Source organism: Pseudoalteromonas sp. TP27 (genome assembly GCF_056470645.1).
On sequence record NZ_JARDAK010000007.1, the window covers coordinates 41021 to 61768 of the forward strand.

At 40.9% G+C, this 20748-nt stretch carries 15 protein-coding genes; 6 read left to right on the forward strand and 9 right to left on the reverse strand.

Translation table 11 applies throughout. The features are described from left to right. Positions 1-26: 26 nt before the first annotated feature. The 3 genes from pmbA to PX700_RS10230 all read left to right on the forward strand — a co-directional run bounded on the left by pmbA (position 27) and on the right by PX700_RS10230 (position 4257). Positions 27-1376 (forward strand): metalloprotease PmbA, encoded by a 1350-nt coding sequence (gene pmbA, locus PX700_RS10220; RefSeq protein ID WP_479520665.1) that lies wholly within the window; start codon positions 27-29, stop codon positions 1374-1376. 72 nt (positions 1377-1448) lie between these two features. Further along, positions 1449-1928, forward strand: coding sequence for a DUF721 domain-containing protein (locus PX700_RS10225; RefSeq protein WP_479520666.1), 480 nt, complete (start codon positions 1449-1451; stop codon positions 1926-1928). A 253-nt stretch (positions 1929-2181) separates the two neighbouring features. After that, positions 2182-4257: a M13 family metallopeptidase gene (locus tag PX700_RS10230; protein WP_415637784.1), complete on the forward strand. Its 2076-nt coding sequence runs from the start codon at positions 2182-2184 to the stop codon at positions 4255-4257. Positions 4258-4334: 77 nt separating this feature from the next. Here the strand turns inward: PX700_RS10230 and PX700_RS10235 are convergent, their stop codons facing one another. The 4 genes from PX700_RS10235 to PX700_RS10250 all read right to left on the reverse strand — a co-directional run bounded on the left by PX700_RS10235 (position 4335) and on the right by PX700_RS10250 (position 11002). Beyond that, positions 4335-5402: a phosphotransferase enzyme family protein gene (locus PX700_RS10235; protein WP_479520667.1), complete on the reverse strand. Its 1068-nt coding sequence runs from the start codon at positions 5400-5402 to the stop codon at positions 4335-4337. A 23-nt stretch (positions 5403-5425) separates the two neighbouring features. Further along, positions 5426-5824: an 8-oxo-dGTP diphosphatase MutT gene (mutT, locus tag PX700_RS10240; protein ID WP_007582062.1), complete on the reverse strand. Its 399-nt coding sequence runs from the start codon at positions 5822-5824 to the stop codon at positions 5426-5428. A gap of 68 nt (positions 5825-5892) precedes the next feature. Then, positions 5893-8601 (reverse strand): preprotein translocase subunit SecA, encoded by a 2709-nt coding sequence (secA, locus tag PX700_RS10245; RefSeq protein ID WP_479520668.1) that lies wholly within the window; start codon positions 8599-8601, stop codon positions 5893-5895. Positions 8602-8974: 373 nt separating this feature from the next. Then, positions 8975-11002, reverse strand: coding sequence for a methyl-accepting chemotaxis protein (locus tag PX700_RS10250; RefSeq protein WP_479520669.1), 2028 nt, complete (start codon positions 11000-11002; stop codon positions 8975-8977). 116 nt (positions 11003-11118) lie between these two features. Between PX700_RS10250 and PX700_RS10255 the strand changes: the two genes are divergently transcribed. Beyond that, positions 11119-11889, forward strand: a complete 771-nt coding sequence (locus tag PX700_RS10255) for a Rossmann-fold NAD(P)-binding domain-containing protein (protein ID WP_415637788.1) — start codon at positions 11119-11121, stop codon at positions 11887-11889. Here PX700_RS10255 and hutH read toward each other — a convergent pair. The 3 genes from hutH to hutC form a co-directional block, all read right to left on the reverse strand. Beyond that, a complete protein-coding gene (hutH, locus tag PX700_RS10260) occupies positions 11886-13421 on the reverse strand; it encodes a histidine ammonia-lyase (protein WP_479520670.1) in 1536 nt (511 codons plus the stop codon). The genes PX700_RS10255 and hutH overlap by 4 nt on opposite strands. A gap of 2 nt (positions 13422-13423) precedes the next feature. Continuing rightward, the gene (gene hutU, locus PX700_RS10265) at positions 13424-15097 is read right to left on the reverse strand and encodes a urocanate hydratase (protein ID WP_479520671.1); all 1674 of its coding nucleotides are present in this window, start codon (positions 15095-15097) and stop codon (positions 13424-13426) included. 74 nt (positions 15098-15171) lie between these two features. After that, a complete protein-coding gene (gene hutC / locus PX700_RS10270) occupies positions 15172-15879 on the reverse strand; it encodes a histidine utilization repressor (RefSeq protein WP_479520672.1) in 708 nt (235 codons plus the stop codon). 119 nt (positions 15880-15998) lie between these two features. Between hutC and hutI the strand changes: the two genes are divergently transcribed. Then, the gene (gene hutI / locus PX700_RS10275; RefSeq protein ID WP_479520673.1) at positions 15999-17246 is read left to right on the forward strand and encodes an imidazolonepropionase; all 1248 of its coding nucleotides are present in this window, start codon (positions 15999-16001) and stop codon (positions 17244-17246) included. A gap of 120 nt (positions 17247-17366) precedes the next feature. After that, entirely contained in the window at positions 17367-19031 is a 1665-nt protein-coding gene (locus PX700_RS10280) for an EAL domain-containing protein (protein WP_479520721.1), read from the forward strand. Here the strand turns inward: PX700_RS10280 and PX700_RS10285 are convergent. Together PX700_RS10285 and rraA are read right to left on the reverse strand one after the other, a co-directional pair. Further along, positions 19028-20077: a formimidoylglutamase gene (locus tag PX700_RS10285; RefSeq protein ID WP_479520674.1), complete on the reverse strand. Its 1050-nt coding sequence runs from the start codon at positions 20075-20077 to the stop codon at positions 19028-19030. The genes PX700_RS10280 and PX700_RS10285 overlap by 4 nt on opposite strands. A gap of 1 nt (position 20078) precedes the next feature. Continuing rightward, positions 20079-20576 (reverse strand): ribonuclease E activity regulator RraA, encoded by a 498-nt coding sequence (gene rraA / locus PX700_RS10290; protein WP_002959955.1) that lies wholly within the window; start codon positions 20574-20576, stop codon positions 20079-20081. Positions 20577-20748 lie beyond the last annotated feature (172 nt).

The following is a 20748-nucleotide window of genomic DNA, read 5'->3' on the forward strand; positions in this document are numbered from 1 at the left end:
TGCCTCTAAGGCTCAGGACTTAATTTATGAAAAGCCAACAAAACGATCCAATTTATTCTCAAATATCGCAAGTTAAAGATGCGGTAGCAGAAGTACTCGAACATGCTAAAAAATTAGGCGCTACAGCTGCAGAAGCAGCCATGTCTAGCACGTCTGGTTTATCGGTTAGTACACGAATGGGGGAAGTAGAAACCATTGAGTTTAACCAAGACGGCGGTTTAGGCATTAGCGTATATGTTGGTAATAATAAAGGATCTGCGTCGACGGCTGATTTAAATCCAAAAACATTACGCATGGTAGTAGAAAAAGCGATTGATATAGCAAAATTTACATCGGATGACCCATTTAACGGCGTTGCTGATAAAGGATTGCTGGAATTTAATCCTAAAGATTTAGATTTATACCACCCTTGGGATGTAAGTCCTGAGGAAGGGATTGAGCTTTGTCATGCTGCTGAGCAAGCTGCATTAAATGCAGATGAGCGCATTGTTAACTCTGATGGCGCAAGCTTTTCGTCGCATCAGGGGCTACGTGTTTATGGTAACAGCCATGGTTTGATAACGGGCTTTCCACGCACTCGTCATAGCATTAGTACGATGATAATAGGTCAAGATGGCGAGCAGATGCAACGCGACTCTGCTTATACTGTTGCGCGCGACCAAGCGGGTTTAAATGACGCAGCGGCAGTTGGGCTTGAAGCTGCAGCTGAAACGCTCGCTAAGTTAAATAGCCAAAAGCTAGGCACAATGAAAGTGCCTGTTATTTTTAGAGCCGATATTGCAAATTCATTGTTTGGCCATTTAGTGTCGGCAATTGGTGGTGGCGCGCTTTATCGTAAATCAAGTTTTTTACTTGATAGCTTAGGCACACAGGTATTTAATAATTGCGTGAATATTGCCGAGCGTCCGCATATTTTAAAAGGATTGGCATCGTCGCCGTTTGATAGCGAAGGTGTTAAAACATTCGATAGAGAAATTATTCAAGGCGGCGAGTTACAAACGTATTTATTAGCAAGTTATGCCGCGCGTAAAATGAATATGACCCCAACAGGGCATGCTGGCGGTATACATAACTGGTTAGTTGAGCAAACTCATAACGATTTAACAGCGCTATTAAAAACGATGGGCACGGGCTTGTTAGTGACCGAGCTAATGGGGCAAGGCGTAAACACAGTAACGGGTGATTATTCTCGTGGCGCTGCTGGTTTTTGGGTCGAAAATGGTGAAATTCAATATCCGGTAAGTGAAATTACCATTGCTGGTAATTTAAAAGATATGTTTAAAGGCATATCTGCTATTGGTGGTGACATAGAGCGCCGTGGTGGTATTCAAACCGGCTCAGTATTAATAGAGCAAATGCAAATAGCCGGCGCGTAGTATTAATACGCAGTGTATACTTAGACCTAGAGTATTATCTCTGGGTCTAAGTGAGCTTTTACGAGGTGTAAAATGGCTAAAGATAGATATGCACCAAAACCGCTAACCGATATTATGGCGGGTTTAAATAATCGTTTATCAGCTTATGCAGGCAAAAGCCAAGCACTTGATACACAGCAAACCCTATTAAAAGATTTTTTAGGCCCTAAGTTGGGTGATAAATGTCGAGTCAGTAATTACCGAGACGGTACACTAATGATAGAGGCGGTATCTGCACCTATTGCGCTTAGGCTTAATTATTTAAAAATGGATATGCTTTCGCATTTTAGAGCCGCCGGAATGGCAGAGCTCGGGCAAATAAAAATCACAGCAAATCCGCAAGCAACTCAGAGATTAAGTACAGTGAATAAGTCGGGTAGCCCTGCAGTTACCAACTCTCGTAAAATGAGTGAGCAAACAGCTGATTACTTAAACGCGATAGCATCTTCGGCCCCTCCTTCTTTAAAAGAAAAGCTAGAGCGTTTAGCGCTTCACGGAAAAAATAAAAGTTAGCCTTAACTACCCACCATTTTGTCATTGGTAGGGCTATTTTTGCAGCTCACCGCATTCAAAATACTTTGTTACATATTCCATTTTATTGTTGGCCTAATGAGGTTTATGATACTGCGTAGGCTTTATATTGATTGAAGCTCTTTGATACCCATTCCATTAAGTAAAAGCGTGTAGGCAGTGCTATTTTTATTCCTGCTATATTCAAGAATTTAATGGAGTTGGTATTAAGTTCTAACTAACAAACGGAATAATTATGAATAAAGTAACAATGGCTGCTGCAAGTATCGCACTTGCGCTTGGCTTGGTAGGTTGTGGTGAAAAACAACAAGAAACTAAAGTAACCGACACTCCAGTAGTAACAGCACCTGCTGAAAAACCACTAGAGCTTGGTATTGAATTAGCCAATATGGATAGTTCAGTACGTGCACAAGACGATTTTTACTACCATGTAAACGGTGAGTGGCTAGCAAAAACTGAAATACCGGGTGATAAATCTAACTACGGTTCTTTTTCGCAGCTATATGATGAGTCGCAAAAAGCGATGAAAATAGCCCTTGAAAGTGCAGCCGCAAACAAAGCCGCTAAAAAAGGCAGTGATGAGTACAAAATCGGTGCATTTTATAAAAGTTACATGAATCAAGCTGCGCGTAATGAGCTAGGTATTACGCCATTGCAACCGTCATTAGATACAATTGATAGCGTTAAATCTAAAGCTGATCTAGTGGGTTTAATGGCTAAAATTCAAAAACAAGGCGGTACTTTACCGTTTGGTTGGTTTGTAAATAATGATGCTAAAAACTCAAGCGAGTACGCACTGTACTTATCTCAGTCTGGCCTTGGTTTACCAGATCGTGATTATTACTTAAAAGATGATGAAAAATTCACTAAAATTCGTGCTTCTTACGAGCAATACATCACTGACGTTTTGGCAAAATCAGGCGTTAAAAATGCAGCCGAAGCCGCTAAGAGCGTTATTGCATTTGAAAAAACATTAGCTGATGCACAGTGGAGCCGCGTGCAAAGCCGTGATGCAACTAAGTCTTATAATAAGATGACAGTAGCAGATGCAAGCAAGCTTATGGGTGACCTTGATTTAGCTGCATTCTTTAAAGATGCTGGTGTGACTGCGAGTGACATTATTGTACGCCAACCTAGCTATTTAGAAGCGCTTGCTACTATTTACAAAGACACTGATTTAGCAACGTGGAAAAACTACTTAAAATTCCATTTTGTAAGTGGTTATGCAGAGCTACTGAGTGACGATTTAGTTAACCTTAACTTTGACTTTTACAGCACAACACTTCGTGGCGTAGAAGAACAAGCACCTCTTTGGAAGCAAGCGGTTGATGCATCTAACAGCGTACTTGGTGAGATTTTAGGTAAGGTATACGTTAAAGATAACTTCCCGCCAGAAGCTAAAGCACGCATGGAAGAATTAGTTGATAACGTAATTAAAGGTTACGGTGTTGCTATTGAAAACCTTGAGTGGATGAGCCCTGAAACAAAGCTTGCAGCGAAAGAAAAACTAGACAAATTTACACCTAAAATTGGTTACCCAGATACGTGGAAAGACTATTCTGAGCTAGAGATTAACTCAGATGAGTTAGTAGGTAATTACATCCGTTATAGCGAATGGGCATACGCAGACATGATTGCTAAATTGGGTAAACCAGTTGATCGTTCTGAGTGGCACATGACTCCGCAAACAGTAAATGCGTATTACAACCCAGTAAACAACGAAATTGTATTCCCAGCCGCAATTTTACAACCGCCATTCTTTAATTTAGAAGCGGATGATGCAGTAAACTACGGCGCAATTGGTGCAGTAATTGGTCACGAGCTTGGTCATGGTTTTGACGACCAAGGTGCTAAATACGACGGTGATGGCAACTTACGTAACTGGTGGAGTGAGACTGACCTTAAGCAATTTGAAGAGCGTACAGCAGCTTTAGTTGCACAGTATAACGAATATAAACCGTTTGAAGATGCAAGTGTTAATGGCGAGCTAACGCTTGGCGAAAACATTGGTGACTTAGGTGGCTTAACGGTTGCGCATAAAGCGTATATGCTATCTTTAGGTGACAAAAAAGCACCCGTGATTGATGGTTACACAGGCGATCAACGTTTCTTTATGGGTTGGTCACAAATTTGGCGTCGTAACTACCGCGATGAAGAGTTACGTAATCGTTTACTAACAGACCCTCATTCACCAAGCCACTACCGTGTAATCGGTATCTTGTCGAACATGCCTGAGTTTTACGAAGCGTTTGACGTAAAAGAAGGTGATAAAATGTATATCAAACCAGAAGACCGTGTAAAAATCTGGTAATTACATTTTATAAATAACAAAAACCAGTAAGTTTTTAGCTTACTGGTTTTTTTGTATCTTGAATTTTTTCATCAATGCTAGCTCATTAGGCATTGGTGCATCCATTGCTCGTTATTAAGTATGCTTTTATAAAGTGCGAGCTGGTTTTGTGCTCGCTCTAAATTATGCTCTGCATGAGCCACTTTAAAATAAACATCGTTATTTAAGTAATCAGTCAAAAAGCGCACACTGAGCATGAGCGGCATTATTTTAGCGCCTAACAGCAGGCTTTCTTGTTCTATTGTGCTCATGCTACTTTTTAATGGTGCTACATAGCCTTTAACAATGGCTGAAAATATATCTTTTCGAATAATAACGTTGTGTAAGTTTGTTGAATCTTCTGCTTCGGGGGAGCAGAAAGTACGTACCATGTCACCAAAATCATAAAGCCAAAACCCAGCCATACAGGTATCTAAATCAATAACCGCTTTTGCTTTATGGGTTGTACTACAAAACAACATATTATTTATTTTTGTATCGTTATGGCAAACCCTAAGTGGTATCTGCTTAGCTATACTACTAAGCTGGGTAATTAAATGTTGCTGCGATAAGCAATATTCTATTTCGTCAGCGCAGTACTTTATTCTATTTACAGAGTTATTTGTGATTGCGGTATTTAATTGCTCAAAGCGCATCGCTAAGTTATGAAAATCAGGAATGACAGTATGCAGTCGTTGTGCATCAAAATCTTGTAAAGCATTAGCAAATACGCCAAAAGCGTAAGCTGCTTGCTCGCTTTGCTGCGCATTTTTAACAACGTCTTCGCTGTAGCTGTCACTTATATAGTTAAGGACGCGATAATGCGCACTATCAATTTCTATTAAGTGTTTGTTGTTTTGTATGGCTATATGCTTAACTGTTTCAAGGGGGTAGTTGCTTTGTAGTTGTTTGGTATTTAAATGCTGCTCAATTAGCTTTGCATTACTTACTAACTGAGCAGGGTATTTGAATACCTCAGTATTAAGTTTTTGCACAATAAACTGTTTATCAATACACGTAAGTAGCCATGTACTATTTATATGGCCGCTACCAATCACACTAACTTGAGTTAACTCAGGATTTAATGCTAATTGTTCGCTTAGCTTATTTTGTATTGAGATGTTCATTGTGCTCACTTGTACCTAGTTTGTTATGCGTATCGGGCTACTATTTTCTCGATAATTTCAGCATTAGCTTCAGGAAAATCATAATTTTCTAATTCACTAATTGCTACCCATTCACTAGGTTGCCCTTCAGCGCCATGTGCTTCACCGCTAAAGTTACTTACTACGTGTACATCTAATTTAACGCATTTATCGCCGTAGTCATGTTCAATAACCATAAGTTGGCTAGAGCTGTGAATCGTTAATCCAACCTCTTCAATAAGCTCGCGTTTAAGTGCAACAAAAACACTTTCACCTGCTTCTACTTTGCCTCCAGGAAATTCCCATAAACCGCCTTGATGTTGCTCATCTGCGCGTTTACAAATGAATATAGCGTTATTCTTCTTAATAACACCAACAGCTACATGTACAATTTCTATAGTCATTACTTTAAAACTCCATAAAAAAAAGCGACGCTAGCGCCGCTTTTTAATAAGCTAATAACAATATTGGGCTATTTTAATTTACCGCAACATTGTTTGAATTTTTGACCTGATTTACAAGGACAAGGGTCATTACGACCTACTTTTGGTTCTGTACGAGCCATTACAGTAGCTGTCTCTGGCGCTTCGCCACCTACTTGCTCAGCTTCTTCATGTTGGTATTCGCGAGGAGCATTTTCACTTTTACGGTGTTGCTCTTCTACTTTTTCAACATCTTCTTCTGCGCGTACTTGTACTTTACTTAGGATGCTTACAACATCTACTTTCAAGTTTTCAAGCATTTCAGAAAACAGCTCAAACGATTCACGCTTGTACTCTTGCTTAGGATTCTTTTGCGCGTAACCACGTAAATGAATACCTTGGCGTAAGTGATCCATAGCAGCAAGATGATCTTTCCAATGCTGATCAAGGCTTTGTAGCATAATCGCTTTTTCGAATTGACGTAAAACAGAATCGCCAACTTGCTCTTCTTTTTGCTTGTATGACTGCTCAACAGACTCTTCAATACGCTCACGAAGTTTTTCTTCGTATAGCTTATTGTCATCAGCTAACCACTGAGTGATTGGTAGTTCAATTAAGAAGTCTTGTTTTAAACGCTCTTCAAGTCCAGGAATATCCCACATTTCAGCAAGGCTTTGCGGTGCAATGTACTGGTCAATAACACTAGCAAGAACATCACCACGAATTGCAGTAATAGTTTCTGAAATATCGCCTTCTTCAAGTAGCTCGTTGCGTTGAGAGTAAACAACACGACGTTGATCGTTTGCTACATCATCGTACTCAAGCAATTGCTTACGAACATCAAAGTTACGTGCTTCTACTTTACGCTGTGCATTTTCAATCGCACGGTTTACCCATGGATGCTCAATTGCTTCACCGCGTTGCATACCTAGTTTACGCATCATGTTAGTCATGCGCTCACCAGCGAAGATACGCATTAGTGCATCATCCATCGATAGATAGAAGCGGCTAGAGCCGGCATCACCTTGACGACCGGAACGACCACGTAATTGGTTATCTATACGACGAGATTCGTGACGTTCAGTACCAATGATATGTAAACCGCCAGCATCAATTACAGCATCGTGGCGAATTTTCCAAGCCGCTTTAATTTCAGCTATTTGTTCATCAGTTGGGTTCTCAAGTTTTTCAACTTCACTGTTCCAGTTACCACCTAGCACGATATCGGTACCACGACCGGCCATGTTGGTTGCAATTGTTACTGTACCTGGTAGGCCAGCATCTGAAACGATATCAGCTTCTTGCGCATGAAATTTGGCATTAAGTACGTTGTGCTTAATTTTTTCTTTGCGTAAAAACTGCGATAAATACTCAGAGCTTTCAATCGAAATAGTACCTACAAGTACCGGTTGTCCGCGGTCTTGACAGTCTTTAATATCAATTAAAATAGCTTCGTATTTTTCTTCTTGCGTTAGGTAAACTAAGTCGGCGCGATCATCACGAACCATCGGCTTATTAGTTGGCATAACAACCGTATCTAGGCCGTAGATAGATTGAAACTCAAAAGCTTCAGTATCGGCGGTACCTGTCATACCAGCTAGCGTTTCGTATAAACGGAAGTAGTTTTGGAATGTAATAGACGCTAATGTTTGGTTTTCGTTTTGAATATTTACACCTTCTTTAGCTTCAACAGCTTGGTGTAAACCTTCTGACCAACGACGACCTTCCATTGAACGACCAGTATGCTCATCGATAATGATTACTTCGTTTTCTTTTACAACGTAATCAACATCTTTTTGGTATAGCTTGTGAGCACGAAGGGCAGCATAAACATGGCTTAGTAGCGTAATGCTAGCTGCTGAATAAAGCGAATCGCCTTCTTCAATTAAGCCGCGCTCAGTAAGTAGCTCTTCTACTTTAATTTGACCACGTTCTGTTAAATGAACTTGCTTAGACTTTTCATCAATAGTGTAATCGCCGTCGCCTTCAATACCTTCTTCGTCTTCTTTTTCTTGAAGCTCAAGTAAAGGAACGATGGTGTTTATTTCAGTGTATAGCTCAGAGCTATCCTCAGCCGGACCTGAAATAATAAGTGGCGTACGCGCTTCATCGATTAAGATTGAATCAACTTCATCGACTACAGCATAAAATAATGGACGTTGTACACGCTCATCAATGCTAAAGGCCATGTTGTCACGAAGGTAGTCAAAACCAAATTCGTTATTTGTACCGTATGTAATGTCAGCAGTATAAGCTAGCTTCTTCTGCTGTGGCATCATACCTGGTACGTTACAGCCTACAGTAAGGCCTAAAAACTCAAATAACGCACGGTTGGTTTCAGCATCACGCTTAGCAAGGTAGTCATTCACGGTAATTACGTGGACGCCTTTACCTGTTAAGCCGTTTAAGTAAGCGGGTAGGGTCGCTGTTAATGTTTTACCTTCACCGGTACGCATTTCCGCAATGCGACCTTGATGTAAAACCATACCACCTAATAACTGCACGTCGAAATGACGCATGCCATTTACACGCTTTGACGCTTCACGTACCACAGCAAAAGCTTCTGCTAGAATGTCGTCAAGGCTTTGTCCGTTATCGTAACGTTCTCTAAACTCAGCTGTTTTAGCTCTTAAATCTTCATCAGAAAGCGCTTCAAGTTGCGCTTCTAGCGCGTTTACTAGCGCGACCGTCTTTCTTAAGTTTTTAATAGTGCGGTCATTGCGACTACCAAAAAGCTTGGTAAATAAATTAGATATCATGATAAAACCGTTACAATGTATTCTTTGTCAGCCGAGTATCGGCTAACCCATTTTTAACAATTGGTAATTAATATGTGCTTTTAAGTAACGCTTAGAACATATTAATTAGCAATTTTGTATTAAACCGTTCAAAAAGAACTGTTTATTACGTGCGCTACTATACCAGACTCTGCCAAACAACAAACTATCTCAATAAAAAGATCTGTGTATAAAATCGAAAAATTTGATCTGGTTCGTAAAAATAACTTTGTATTATTCAATTACAGTAAAAATAGCAGCGAACTGTAAAGATATGGTGCTAAATAAATTAAAAACAAGGGTTATAGTTGTGCTTAAGTTTTGCACTTAAACACAGCTATAAAATGAGTGTTTTTTATAATTTAAATTGATTAACCGTTTTGTTAAGCGCCGCCGCTAAATCACTTAAATCGCGAGCTTCGTCAGCGAGCGTATGCGCATGGTCAGCGGTGCTGTTCACTAGGTTATTAATTGCTGAAAGGCTCGTATTAATATCTTCAGCAACGACTGTTTGCTCCTCGGTAGATGTGGCTATTTGATGACTTTGGTCTTGTACTTTAGTAACCGACTGCGCAATGTTGTGCAAAGAGCTAAGCACTTCTTTAGTTTGAAGCACTGAGCCCTCGGTTTGGTCTTGCCCTTGTTGCATCATCACTGAGGCTTGCTGGGCTATTTGCTGCAAGCGCGAAATCATATTACGAATATCGTCTGTTGATTCTTGTGTGCGACTTGCTAGCGAGCGTACTTCATCAGCAACCACGGCAAAGCCTCGACCGTGTTCGCCAGCTCGTGCGGCTTCAATTGCGGCATTAAGTGCAAGTAAATTGGTTTGATCGGCAATTGAGTTAATAACATCGACTAATGCCCCAATGTTATTACTTTCCTGTTCAAGGCCCGCAACCACTTTGGATGCTTCACCAATATGTAGTGCAAGTTCAGTCATTACTTTTTGTGCTTGTGTAGAGCGGCTAGCACCTTCTGCAGTGATTGCTTGTACTTCTTCAGCTGCGTTATTTGTATGTTGTGCATTACGTGATATTTCAAGCACGGTAGTCGCCATTTCAGTCACTGCGGCACTTACACTATCAACTTGCTGCTTTTCTTGCTGAATTTCAGAATTAGTTTGCTCAGAAACGCTTCTTAATTGAGCTGCTGCGTTGCTTAGTTGCTCTGCTTGGGCTGCGGTTTCGAGCATCATGGCGCGTAACTTATCAATAAACGTATTCATGTGATTGGCCAGTTGGCCGACTTCATCTTGGCTATCAATATCAATTTTTTGAGTAAGATCGCCTTCGCCTGATGCTATATCACGCATAATGTGTGTAAGCGTTGTAATGGGTTTTGAAATCATATGGGTAGCCCATAAAATCATGGCTAATATAATAATTAAGATAATAACTACCGCAGTTGTTGTTGCGGTTATTGCGGCATTTACGGGCGCTTCAATCATACTAGTTGGAATAAGTAGGCCTACATACCAATCTATATAAGGCTGCTCTAACTGCAGACGATGGTAAACCACATAAAACTGCTCGCCTTTAAAAGTAACCATTTGGCTGCCTTTAAGGTTATTTCGCATTTGTGTGTTTAACTCTTTAAAGCCTGCGGTATCTGTAAATTGTTGTTCAAGCGCATCGAGTCCTTCTTTACCGTTTGCACCTTCATCTGTGATTGAAAGCTTATGGCCAGTGGCTTTTGAAAAGTGCACCACTTTTTGATTACCATCTAGTAAAAAGCCATAACCTTGGCCGTTAAAGCGAATATTTTCGACCATGTCGTTAATTTTGTTTAATTGTAAATCAACACCGCCCATACCAATGAGTTTACGCTGTATGTTATAAACAGGTTGTTGTACTACAGCTGATGCTACGCCTGTGGTTAAGTCAACCGAAATAGGCCCTACATAAAGCTTATTAACCTGCATAGCTTCTTGCCACCAACCACGCTTGTAGGCGTAATAAGGCTGGCCGTTATAGTGACTTGTACGCTCGTTTTCTTTAAAGTATTCACCGGTGGTTGCAGAGGCAAAAAAGGCCGATAAAATGTTTTCGTCATTTGAGCTTAAGCGCACAAAATCTTGATTCACTTCGCTATAGCCAGCTGCACTATCAAGTGCCTGATCGCGAGTATTCCAATCCTCAAAAAAGTTGACTAAATGCGGGTTATTAACAAAGGTTGATACCATTTTACCGTACATTGCAAAGTAATTTTTCATTGAGAGTTGTTCGGTCTGTAGATACCCTTTCGCTTCGTTTTCTATATTTTCTCTAGATAGGTTGGCGATATGTTTAACAAAAAATGTTGAGGCTATAATCAGTAAAACGGTAATTGTTCCACCAATCAATAATAATATTTTCTTCTGTAATGATAAATTATTTAGCATAAGTGCACATATTTTTATTATTTATGAAATTATATCTAATCACATCTTACTTGAAATCTCTATAAAGTTAGATAAAAATCACTAATTATGCGTTTAAAATGAAAGGCTATATAAAAATGGAAACTGAAGCTAATAAATTAGTCGTATTAGGTGCGGGTTGGTTAGGGCATGCTTTATGCGTAAGAGCTCAAAAAGCGGGTTGGCAAGTACAAGGTACACACAGAACGGATGTACACGAGTCTAATTTTGAACGTCAATTTACACTTGAAGATGGGCAGTTAGTGCATCAGATTGATTTACAAGATGCTTATTGGATATGCGCTATTCCGCCACGTAGCAGGGACAGTGAAAGTAATTACCTTGAAACGCTCACAGCAGCGCTTACGCTTTCAAAGAAGCTAAACGCTAAAGGCTTTTTATTGTGCTCATCTACTGGGGTGTACGATCAAGAGCCTGGTTTATATAGCGAAAGTAGCGATATCTCATGCACCAATGAGCGGCAAATAAAGTTGTATGAAGCAGAAGAGCAGGTACTAGAACACGATGGGAAAGTGCTGCGTTTAGCTGGATTATTAGGTCCAAGTAGAGAACCAGGTCGTTTTGTAGCAGGCAAAGAGCTCAATACATCAAGTGAGCAAGTGGTAAATATGGTGCATCAACAAGATGTAATTAATGCCATTTTTGCGGTGATAGAACACTGGCAAGTAGGGCAAAATATTTATAATGTAGTAAATCCGGCGCATCCAACAAAAGCTGAATACTACGCAGTGAAGTGTGCAGAACATGGTGGCGAGTTACCACGCTTTACCAGTGATGATAAAGCTGAGCGCAAAGTTATTGGCTCAGCTATTGAAGCACTAGGCTTTACTTACCAATATGGTATTTAATATGCTGAAGGCAGGGGGCTACACTTGATGAAGTCGCATAACTTACCTTCACCAAGTAATGTATTGGTGGCCTCTATATCGGGTGCAAAGTAGCGGTCTTTATCGTAATAACTAACATGTTCGCGTAATAGGGTCTTGGCGCTTTGCACTTTATCGGATGGTTCAAGTGGTTTTCTAAATTCTAGCCCTTGAACCGATGCTAACCATTCTATAGCCAAAACACCTTGGGTGTTATTGGCCATTTCACCTAAGCGTCTTGCTGCAAAGGTTGCCATAGAAACATGATCTTCTTGGTTCGCTGATGTTGGCAAGCTATCGACTGACGCCGGGTGTGCTAATGATTTGTTTTCTGACGCAAGCGCAGCAGCGGTAACTTGAGCAATCATAAACCCTGAGTTCACGCCGCCGTTTTCAACTAAAAATGGCGGTAGTTTAGACAGGTTTGAATCGATAAGTAATGCAATTCGCCTCTCTGCTAATGCACCAATTTCGGCAATAGCAATGGCGAGGTTATCGGCAGCCATTGCCACTGGCTCTGCATGAAAGTTTCCGCCCGATATGATGTCGCCTACATCAGCAAACACTAATGGATTATCGGTTACGCCATTGGATTCACATAACAATACTTCTGCGGCTTGGCGTATTTGCGTAAGGCAAGCACCTAATACTTGAGGTTGGCAGCGCAAGCAGTAAGGGTCTTGTACTTTTTCACAATTAACATGGGAGTCACTAATTTGGGAGTGCGTATCGAGCAGCTCTCTAAACACTTTGGCTGTATCTATTTGTCCGCGTTGGCCGCGAATTTCATGAATGCGCGCATCAAACGGAGCACGACTACCCATTGCGGCTTCTATGCTTATAGAGCCAATAACACAGCTTTGCGCATATAAATCTTCCGCTCTAAATAGCCCTTGTAATGCAAACGCCGTAGACGCTTGTGTGCCGTTTAATAAAGCTAAGCCTTCTTTTGCTGCAAGGGTAAGGGGCTCAAGCCCTGCTATTTTTAGCCCTTGTGCTGCGCTAATTATTTTTCCTTTATGTCGCATTTGGCCTTCAGCTAATAAAGGTAGGCACATATGTGCAAGGGGGGCTAAATCCCCCGATGCTCCCACCGAGCCTTTTTTAGGCACGCATGGATATACTTCGCTACTAAGCAGCTGCATAAAAAATTGGATTACCTGCAGGCGAATACCCGAGTAGCCACGTGAAAGCGAGTTTGCTTTTAAGGTGATCATTAACCTTACTGTGCTGTCATCCATGTACTCGCCAATGCCTGCAGCGTGTGAAAGCACAATTGAGCGCTGTAATAATTCAAGTTCGTCGTCGGCTATTTTGGTATTAGCTAATAGCCCAAAGCCGGTATTAATTCCGTATACGGTACGATGCTCGTTTATTACATTTTGAACGGTTTGTGCGCTTGCTGCTATTTGTGACTCGGCATGCTTTACAAGGCTTAATTTTACCGGTGAATTATTAATTTTTCTCAGTGTGTTTAAATCAAGAGAGCCTGGCGTGAGAGTAAGTTCAAACATGATCATTCCTCGTTTAACATAGGTAGGTCTAAATTTTGTTCTTTAGCGCAGTTTTTTGCTATGTCGTATCCAGCATCAGCATGGCGCATTACGCCCGTTGCGGGGTCGTTCCACAGTACGCGAGCAATACGCTCTTTAGCTTCATCTGTTCCGTCTGCAACAATAACCACACCAGAGTGTTGGCTAAAGCCCATACCTACACCGCCGCCATGATGAAGTGACACCCAAGTAGCGCCACTTGCCGTGTTAAGGAGTGCATTAAGTAATGGCCAATCAGATACCGCATCAGAGCCATCTTTCATGCTTTCGGTTTCACGGTTAGGGCTGGCAACGGAGCCAGAGTCGAGGTGGTCACGACCAATAACGATAGGGGCTTTAAGTTCGCCATTTTTAACCATTTCGTTAAAGGCGAGTGCAAGGCGTGCTCTATCTTTTAGTCCAACCCAGCAAATACGTGCTGGCAGGCCTTGAAATTGAATACGTTCCCGCGCCATATCAAGCCAATTATGTAAATGTGCGTCATCAGGAATGAGCTCTTTTACTTTTGCATCAGTTTTATAAATATCCTCAGGATCGCCCGATAAAGCTACCCATCTAAATGGGCCAATACCTTCACAAAATAAAGGGCGAATATAGGCGGGTACAAACCCAGGGAAATCAAACGCGTTGGTAACGCCTTCGTCAAATGCCATTTGGCGAATATTATTGCCATAGTCTGTTGTTGCAGCACCTGCTTTTTGCAGCGCCAACATCGCTTTAACTTGAACTGCCATTGATTGTTTAGCCGCTTTTACCACGGCTGTTGGATCTTGCTCACGCATTTCTGCTGCGTGTTCCATCGTCCAGCCTTGTGGTAAGTAACCATTGAGCGGATCGTGAGCTGATGTTTGATCTGTAACTACATCTGGGGTAATACCTGTTTTAACCAGTGTGCTAAATACATCGGCAGCGTTACCAAGTAAACCCACTGAGAGGGCCTCACCTTTAACACATGCATCGGTTATTAATTGCAGTGCATGTTCAAGGCTCGTTGCTTTTACATCAACGTAACCTGTTTTTATACGAAAATCGATTCGGCTTTCATCACATTCAACAACAAGTGCACTAAATCCTGCCATTGTAGCTGCAAGCGGTTGTGCGCCACCCATACCACCAAGGCCACCCGTTAATACCCACTTGCCTTTAGCACTGCCCGAAAAATGCTGTTTTGCCATAGCTATAAAGGTTTCGTAGGTGCCTTGTACAATGCCTTGCGAGCCAATATAAATCCAAGAGCCTGCCGTCATTTGGCCGTACATCATCAAGCCTTTTTTATCTAGCTCGTTAAAATGTTCCCAATTTGCCCAGTGCGGAACTAGGTTTGAATTGGCAATAAGTACGCGAGGCGCATTATTGTGGGTTTTAAATACACCTACTGGCTTTCCTGATTGTACAAGTAGGGTCTCGTCATTTTCGAGTCTGTCGAGAGTTTCTATAATTTTGTCATAACTTGGCCAATCACGGGCTGCTCGGCCAATACCACCATATACAACAAGTGCGTGAGGATGCTCTGCAACTTCAGGGTCTAAGTTATTCATTAGCATGCGCTTGGCAGCTTCAGTTTGCCAGCTTTTAGCGCTTATTTTATCGCCATGAGGTGCACGTATTACGCGACTTGTGTCGAGTCGGTTGTTCATGTTTTGCTCCTGTTGTATATACAAGGTGATTTGTTATAAAAAAAGCGCTGTAAGCGCATTTTCTTTGTTGTTTATTATTTTTTAAATGTTAAGTGACCACCTAAGCGATATTTACTACCAGGTGATACAAGGCGGGCAAAGCTTACAATGCCATTAACAGACCATGTGCGTCGAATAACTTGCAAGCATGGCTCTTCGTTATATAAGTTTAGCCACTGGCACATTTCGCTGTTTGGCATGATGGCCTCTACGGTATGCCTTGCTTGAGTAAGCGGTGCAACACTAGATAAATACTCATGAGGTGTAAGCGTGCTAAAATCTTGTTGTAAGTAACCAGCGGCAAGCGCAGGGTTTACAAAACGCTCCTCTAATTGCAAGGGGCTGTCGTTTTCGTTATGAACGAGTACACTTCGATATACAACACTGTCAATCTCAACACCAAGCGCAATGGCAATAGGTGCGACTGCATTTGTTGATTCAAGTATGAGTACACTACAGGTGTAGTTGCCGTTACGTTCTTTTACTTCATCAGCAATGTTTTTTATTTCGAGTAACGATGACTGCGACTTAAATGTAGCTACAAATGTACCTAGCCCTTGGCTGCGCGTTAAAATACCTGTCTCAGTTAGTTCACTGAGCGCACGACGGGCTGTCATCCTACTTACACTAAATTGGCTACTTAGCTCGTTTTCAGAGGGAACACGTTGGTTTTCTTGCCATGTACCACTGCGAATCTTATCAACAATGAATTGTTTTATTTGCGCAAATTTGGGTGTTGTCATTAAATTAACGGCTAAATATAAAAATAAACGATATAAATAAGATGACATAATTAACTTGTATATACAAGGTGTGTTGTTAGACTATATTTCAATCACTACACGGCGCAAAAGGGCTGCACATGCAAAGTAATATACAAAGTTATGAGTTAGAAGAAATCGATTTACTTTTAACCGACGCCAACATTGCCACTATGGATAGCAATATAAATGCGCCTTACGGTGCAATCGAAAATGCTGCTATAGCAATCAAAAATGGCAAAATTGCGTGGATTGGAGAGCAATCAACATTGCCAAGCTTTGATGTGTTTGCAACGCCGACATTAAGTGTAAAAGGGCAGTGGTTAACACCGGGTTTAATAGATTGCCATACGCATTTAGTATTTGCAGGTTCAAGGTCGCAAGAGTTTGAGCAGCGCCTGCAAGGGGTAAGTTATGAGCAAATTGCAGCCCAAGGCGGTGGCATAGCAAGTACGGTTAAAGCGACGAGAGCAGCCGATCGTGAACAGCTATTTGTGGATGCAAAAGACCGTTTAAATACGTTGTTAAAAGAAGGTGTAACCACCGTAGAAATAAAGTCGGGCTATGGATTAGACACTGAAAACGAAGTGAAAATATTAGAAGTTGCTCGTTTATTAGGTGAACACCATCCTATTGATATCAAAACGACATTTTTAGGTGCTCATGCACTGCCGGCTGAGTATAAAGGCCGTGCTGATGAATATATTGATTTAGTGTGTACTGACATGCTTGATCAGGTTGTCGCTAATAACCTAGCTGATGCAGTCGATGTATTTTGTGAAAATGTAGGGTTTAGTTATTCGCAAACCAAACGTGTTTTTGAGGCGGCTAAAAAGCATAACCTCCCAGTAAAATGCCATGCTGAGCAGTTATCTAATCAACATGGTGCTGAGCTGGTGGCGCAGTTTAATGGTTTATCGGCTGACCACATTGAGTATCTTGATGAGGACGGTGTTAAAGCGATGGCACAAGCAGGTACTGTTGCAGTGTTATTACCCGGTGCGTTTTACTTTTTACGAGAAACAAAGTTCCCACCTATTGAGCTACTTAATCAGTATAAAGTGCCTATAGCTATCGCGAGTGACTTTAACCCTGGTACTTCACCGCTGTGCTCAGTGCACTTGATGATGAACATGGCGTGCACATTATTTAGATTAACGCCTGAACAAGCATTAGCGGGTGTTACCGTTAATGCAGCTAAAGCTCTAGGGCTAGAAGATCGTGGTGTTTTAAAGCTCGGTGCAAGAGCCGATATTGCACATTGGCAAATAAGTCATCCATCACAATTAAGTTATCAGTTTGGCGTAAATAAACTGTTAAATTTATGGATTTTGGGTAGAATTAATTAGTTTGTATTATTTTTGCCCACATATAATCTGGTTTAAACTTTTTTAGCGAATACGGATGCCGTTAATTTGAACATACTAACCGACAATAACTTTCCGATATTTTTTAGCGGTGCGCTTTTAATGGCGATGATCGCCACGTTATTTTCGGTTAAAAACACCAGTACTAAATTTAGTTATTTATGCACTTGTGTTGTAGGTTTGGCTATTTTAAGTAGCAATGTAGCCTGGCTGGCTATTTTACTTGCCTTTGGTTTTTGCTTCCATTTATGGCAAGCATTTGAGCGAAATAATTGGAGTATGATAGTTATCAGCTCAACGGCGGGACTTTTATTTGTTGTGTTATTTTCAGCTCATTTATTGTTAGAAGTTCCGTTATTTTGGGTTGTTTGCGCAATATTATTATTAGCAATTGTGGTTTTTTTAAATGACGAAGACGCCGAGATAGAAATAGCTATAGAGCCAAAGCCTGCAGATGACGCATTTATTGAAGGATCTCCGCTTTCGGTTTTTGCAGGCAGAAAACAGTTACGTCAAGGTTACTACGTATGGTGCAATAACAAACAAATAAGCGCCGCATTAGTCGTTATTCGTCTTGAAGGGTTTGAGCAAGTTAATCAGCATATTGGACGCGATTTTGGCGATATTCTTTTAGCCCAATCGGCTAATCGAATAAAAGAACTGCTTTCAAGTGACGAAATAGTGACTTTAGTTGGGCAAGAAAAGCTGGCCCACTTAGGGGGCCTTAACTTTGCATTTATTTGTAGTTTCGCAAATCAAAAGCACTTGCATGAGTTGGTTATTGATCAAATTATTGGAGCAACACATAAACCATTTAATGTTGCTAACTGCACAATAGAAGTGAAAGCGAGAGCAAGTTACGTTGATTGTAATGAGCAAGATGATAATTTTGATAACTTGATATCGTATGCATACTTAGCACTCGATAGCCATCCAGAGCGTAAGGTTGTTCCTTACCATCAACAGATGATGATTGAACTGCGAGAGCAACAAGCACGCTTAAAAGAGCTTGCTAACATTGATTTTGCTAGCGAATTAGAGCTTTATTTTCAACCTATTATCTGTAATGAAAGCGGTCAAATTGAGTTTTTAGAATTACTTCTGCGTTGGCAACATCCTAAACAAGGGATTTTATCGGCTAATCGTTTTATTGATGATATTAGAATTGCAGGGCTTGGTTATCCGCTTGCTAAGTTTGTAATAGAGCGAGCTGCTGAGCTTGCAATGGCGCTTAGAGTAGAAGGTATTTCTATACCGCTTAGCATTAACGTATTTGGCCCTGAAATGCTAAAAGAAGAGTTTGTAGAATTTGTAGATGTTGTTATAAGCGAGCACCATTTAGAAGCAGGCGACTTAATTGTTGAATGTCCTTTGCATATTTTTGCTGGTTTAGATGACAAAGGCAGAGGCATGATCGCAAGGCTTAATAATATTGGCTTGAAAGTGTGTGTTGATGGACTGGGCGATAATCCTGTATTGCTCTCTAAACTGCCTAGTTTAGCGGTTGAATATATTAAGGTTTCACCTTCACTTACGGCTGATTTTAGTAATCAAAATAATATACGTAGTTTAGTTGGCGGAATGGTCGAAATGCATAACCAACAAAAAACAAAAGTGATTTTTGAAGGGGTAGAAACGCTTGAGCAACTTAAGTTTGTAAAAAGCTTAAAAGGTTATGCAGCCCAGGGTTATTACTTTGGTCACCCGCTAAGTAGCATTGGTTTGATGAGCTGGCTAAAAGAGTGGCGACAAGCGCAGCAGCGTTAGGTGTTTTCTTTGGCTTGTAGGTAACTATTTACAAGCGCACTTATTACTTGCCCTACATGCGTAATTCCCGTTTCTACTCCATTAGGATGCTGGCTGGGAGCGGCTTCACACAAGTGTAAATACTTAGCGTGGCGGTTACTTGCAGCTAAATGTACAAAGTGCTCAGTGTCACTCACACTAAATCCACAGCATGTGTACGCACTAACAGGCATGTAAGTAATACTATCTAAGTCAACTTCAATACCCAGTGGTAAATCGTTAAAATTATTCATTGCGTTTTCAATTGCCTGCGTAAGCGTTACTTTTCGCTTAACGTGTATTGATTGATAGCTATCAAACTTAAAGTTAGCTTCACTCATTGCATCTATAATTGCTTGATTATTTTTTAATTCATGTAAGCCAATAACATGGTAATTACTTAGATGTTGCTCGTTATACGCGTAGCGAAAACCATTACCACTGTGGCGACCTTCACATTCTCTAAAGTCTGCATGAGGGTCAAAGTTAATGGCATTAATAGGCGTGTTTTTTGACTTACTTAGCGCACGAATAATTCCCAAGCAATTATTATGACCTCCGCCAATCACTATAGGCTCAAGCCCCGCTTTAAAAATAAGGCTTAATACTGACTCTACGCGTTCATCAAGTTGTTGGCATAAATCTCGCAATTGAGTTAACTGCTGGGCTTGTTGGTTATTAAGTTGGCTACTTTGCGCCATTAAATCATCAGTATCTACTTCACCCAATAAAAGTACTTTTTGAGTGGCAATAAATTGATTGTGAGGTTGGTTTAAAAAGCGTTTTAAAAAAGCCGGCCATGCTTCGTTTGCACCGCCATTTCCTAAATTTGCCTTGGGGCCAATATCTTCGCAAATACCGAGGAGTACGTAGCGAATACCAAATTGAGCAGCGTCAATGAGTGCTTGTTGTAGGTTTACTTGAGTGTCGAGCAAGGCCATTGCTTGCCATGCTTTTTTCTCATTTGCGCGGGTAGAGCAAAGTGTTCTAACCGCGCTTTCATCATATACTTTTAAGTGGGAGATCACGTTATACTTCTACAACTTCCAACTCTAATTCTTCTGCAGATAAAACAATGCCTGTGCTGTCGGCATAAATAAAATCGTCATCAAAAAATGATACGCCTGCAAAGTTAACACCTATGGCATCTTCACCAGCACCTTCGCTGTCGGCTGCAACAGGAATAGAAGCAATTGCCTGAATGCCTAAATCAAGTTCTTCAAGCTCATCAACATGGCGTACAGCGCCGTAAACAACAATACCATTCCAGTTGTTTTCAAGTGCTAGCTCAGCCAGTTCAATATCGATTAGTGCGCGACGAGTTGAGCCACCACCATCAATAAGAAGTACTAGGTCTGTACCATCTTGAGAAAGTAATTCGCGGATCAGTTCATTATTTTCAAAACATTTAACCGTTTTAATGCGGCCACCAAAGCTGTGTCGACCACCAAAGTTGATGAACATTGGTTCTAGCACGTCAACCACGTCAGCAAAGTGGTCGCATAAATCAGAAGTGCTGTAATCCATTATTTTATCCTCAAAAGGTACATTAATTTATAACTCAGTATACCCTCCTTATAAGCAATAACAACGACTTAATAGCAGTAAATTTAGTCAAAACAAGCGCTAAATCATTAATCGCAATAATAGTGTATTAAAAGCGTCACTCAATTGTTATTTACAACACATAAGCTAAATC

Bases quoted from the DNA above. Each gene is read 5' to 3' on its own strand.
- hutC (WP_479520672.1), bottom strand. From the start codon at position 15,879: ATGACAACACCCAAATTTGCGCAAATAAAACAATTCATTGTTGATAAG.
- hutU (WP_479520671.1), bottom strand. From the start codon at position 15,097: ATGAACAACCGACTCGACACAAGTCGCGTAATACGTGCACCTCATGGC.
- mutT (WP_007582062.1), bottom strand. From the start codon at position 5,824: ATGACTATAGAAATTGTACATGTAGCTGTTGGTGTTATTAAGAAGAAT.
- PX700_RS10280 (WP_479520721.1), top strand. From the start codon at position 17,367: ATGGCGATGATCGCCACGTTATTTTCGGTTAAAAACACCAGTACTAAA.
- PX700_RS10225 (WP_479520666.1), top strand. From the start codon at position 1,449: ATGGCTAAAGATAGATATGCACCAAAACCGCTAACCGATATTATGGCG.
- PX700_RS10255 (WP_415637788.1), top strand. From the start codon at position 11,119: ATGGAAACTGAAGCTAATAAATTAGTCGTATTAGGTGCGGGTTGGTTA.
- secA (WP_479520668.1), bottom strand. From the start codon at position 8,601: ATGATATCTAATTTATTTACCAAGCTTTTTGGTAGTCGCAATGACCGC.
- PX700_RS10230 (WP_415637784.1), top strand. From the start codon at position 2,182: ATGAATAAAGTAACAATGGCTGCTGCAAGTATCGCACTTGCGCTTGGC.
- hutI (WP_479520673.1), top strand. From the start codon at position 15,999: ATGCAAAGTAATATACAAAGTTATGAGTTAGAAGAAATCGATTTACTT.
- rraA (WP_002959955.1), bottom strand. From the start codon at position 20,576: ATGGATTACAGCACTTCTGATTTATGCGACCACTTTGCTGACGTGGTT.
- hutH (WP_479520670.1), bottom strand. From the start codon at position 13,421: ATGTTTGAACTTACTCTCACGCCAGGCTCTCTTGATTTAAACACACTG.
- pmbA (WP_479520665.1), top strand. From the start codon at position 27: ATGAAAAGCCAACAAAACGATCCAATTTATTCTCAAATATCGCAAGTT.
- PX700_RS10250 (WP_479520669.1), bottom strand. From the start codon at position 11,002: ATGCTAAATAATTTATCATTACAGAAGAAAATATTATTATTGATTGGT.
- PX700_RS10235 (WP_479520667.1), bottom strand. From the start codon at position 5,402: ATGAACATCTCAATACAAAATAAGCTAAGCGAACAATTAGCATTAAAT.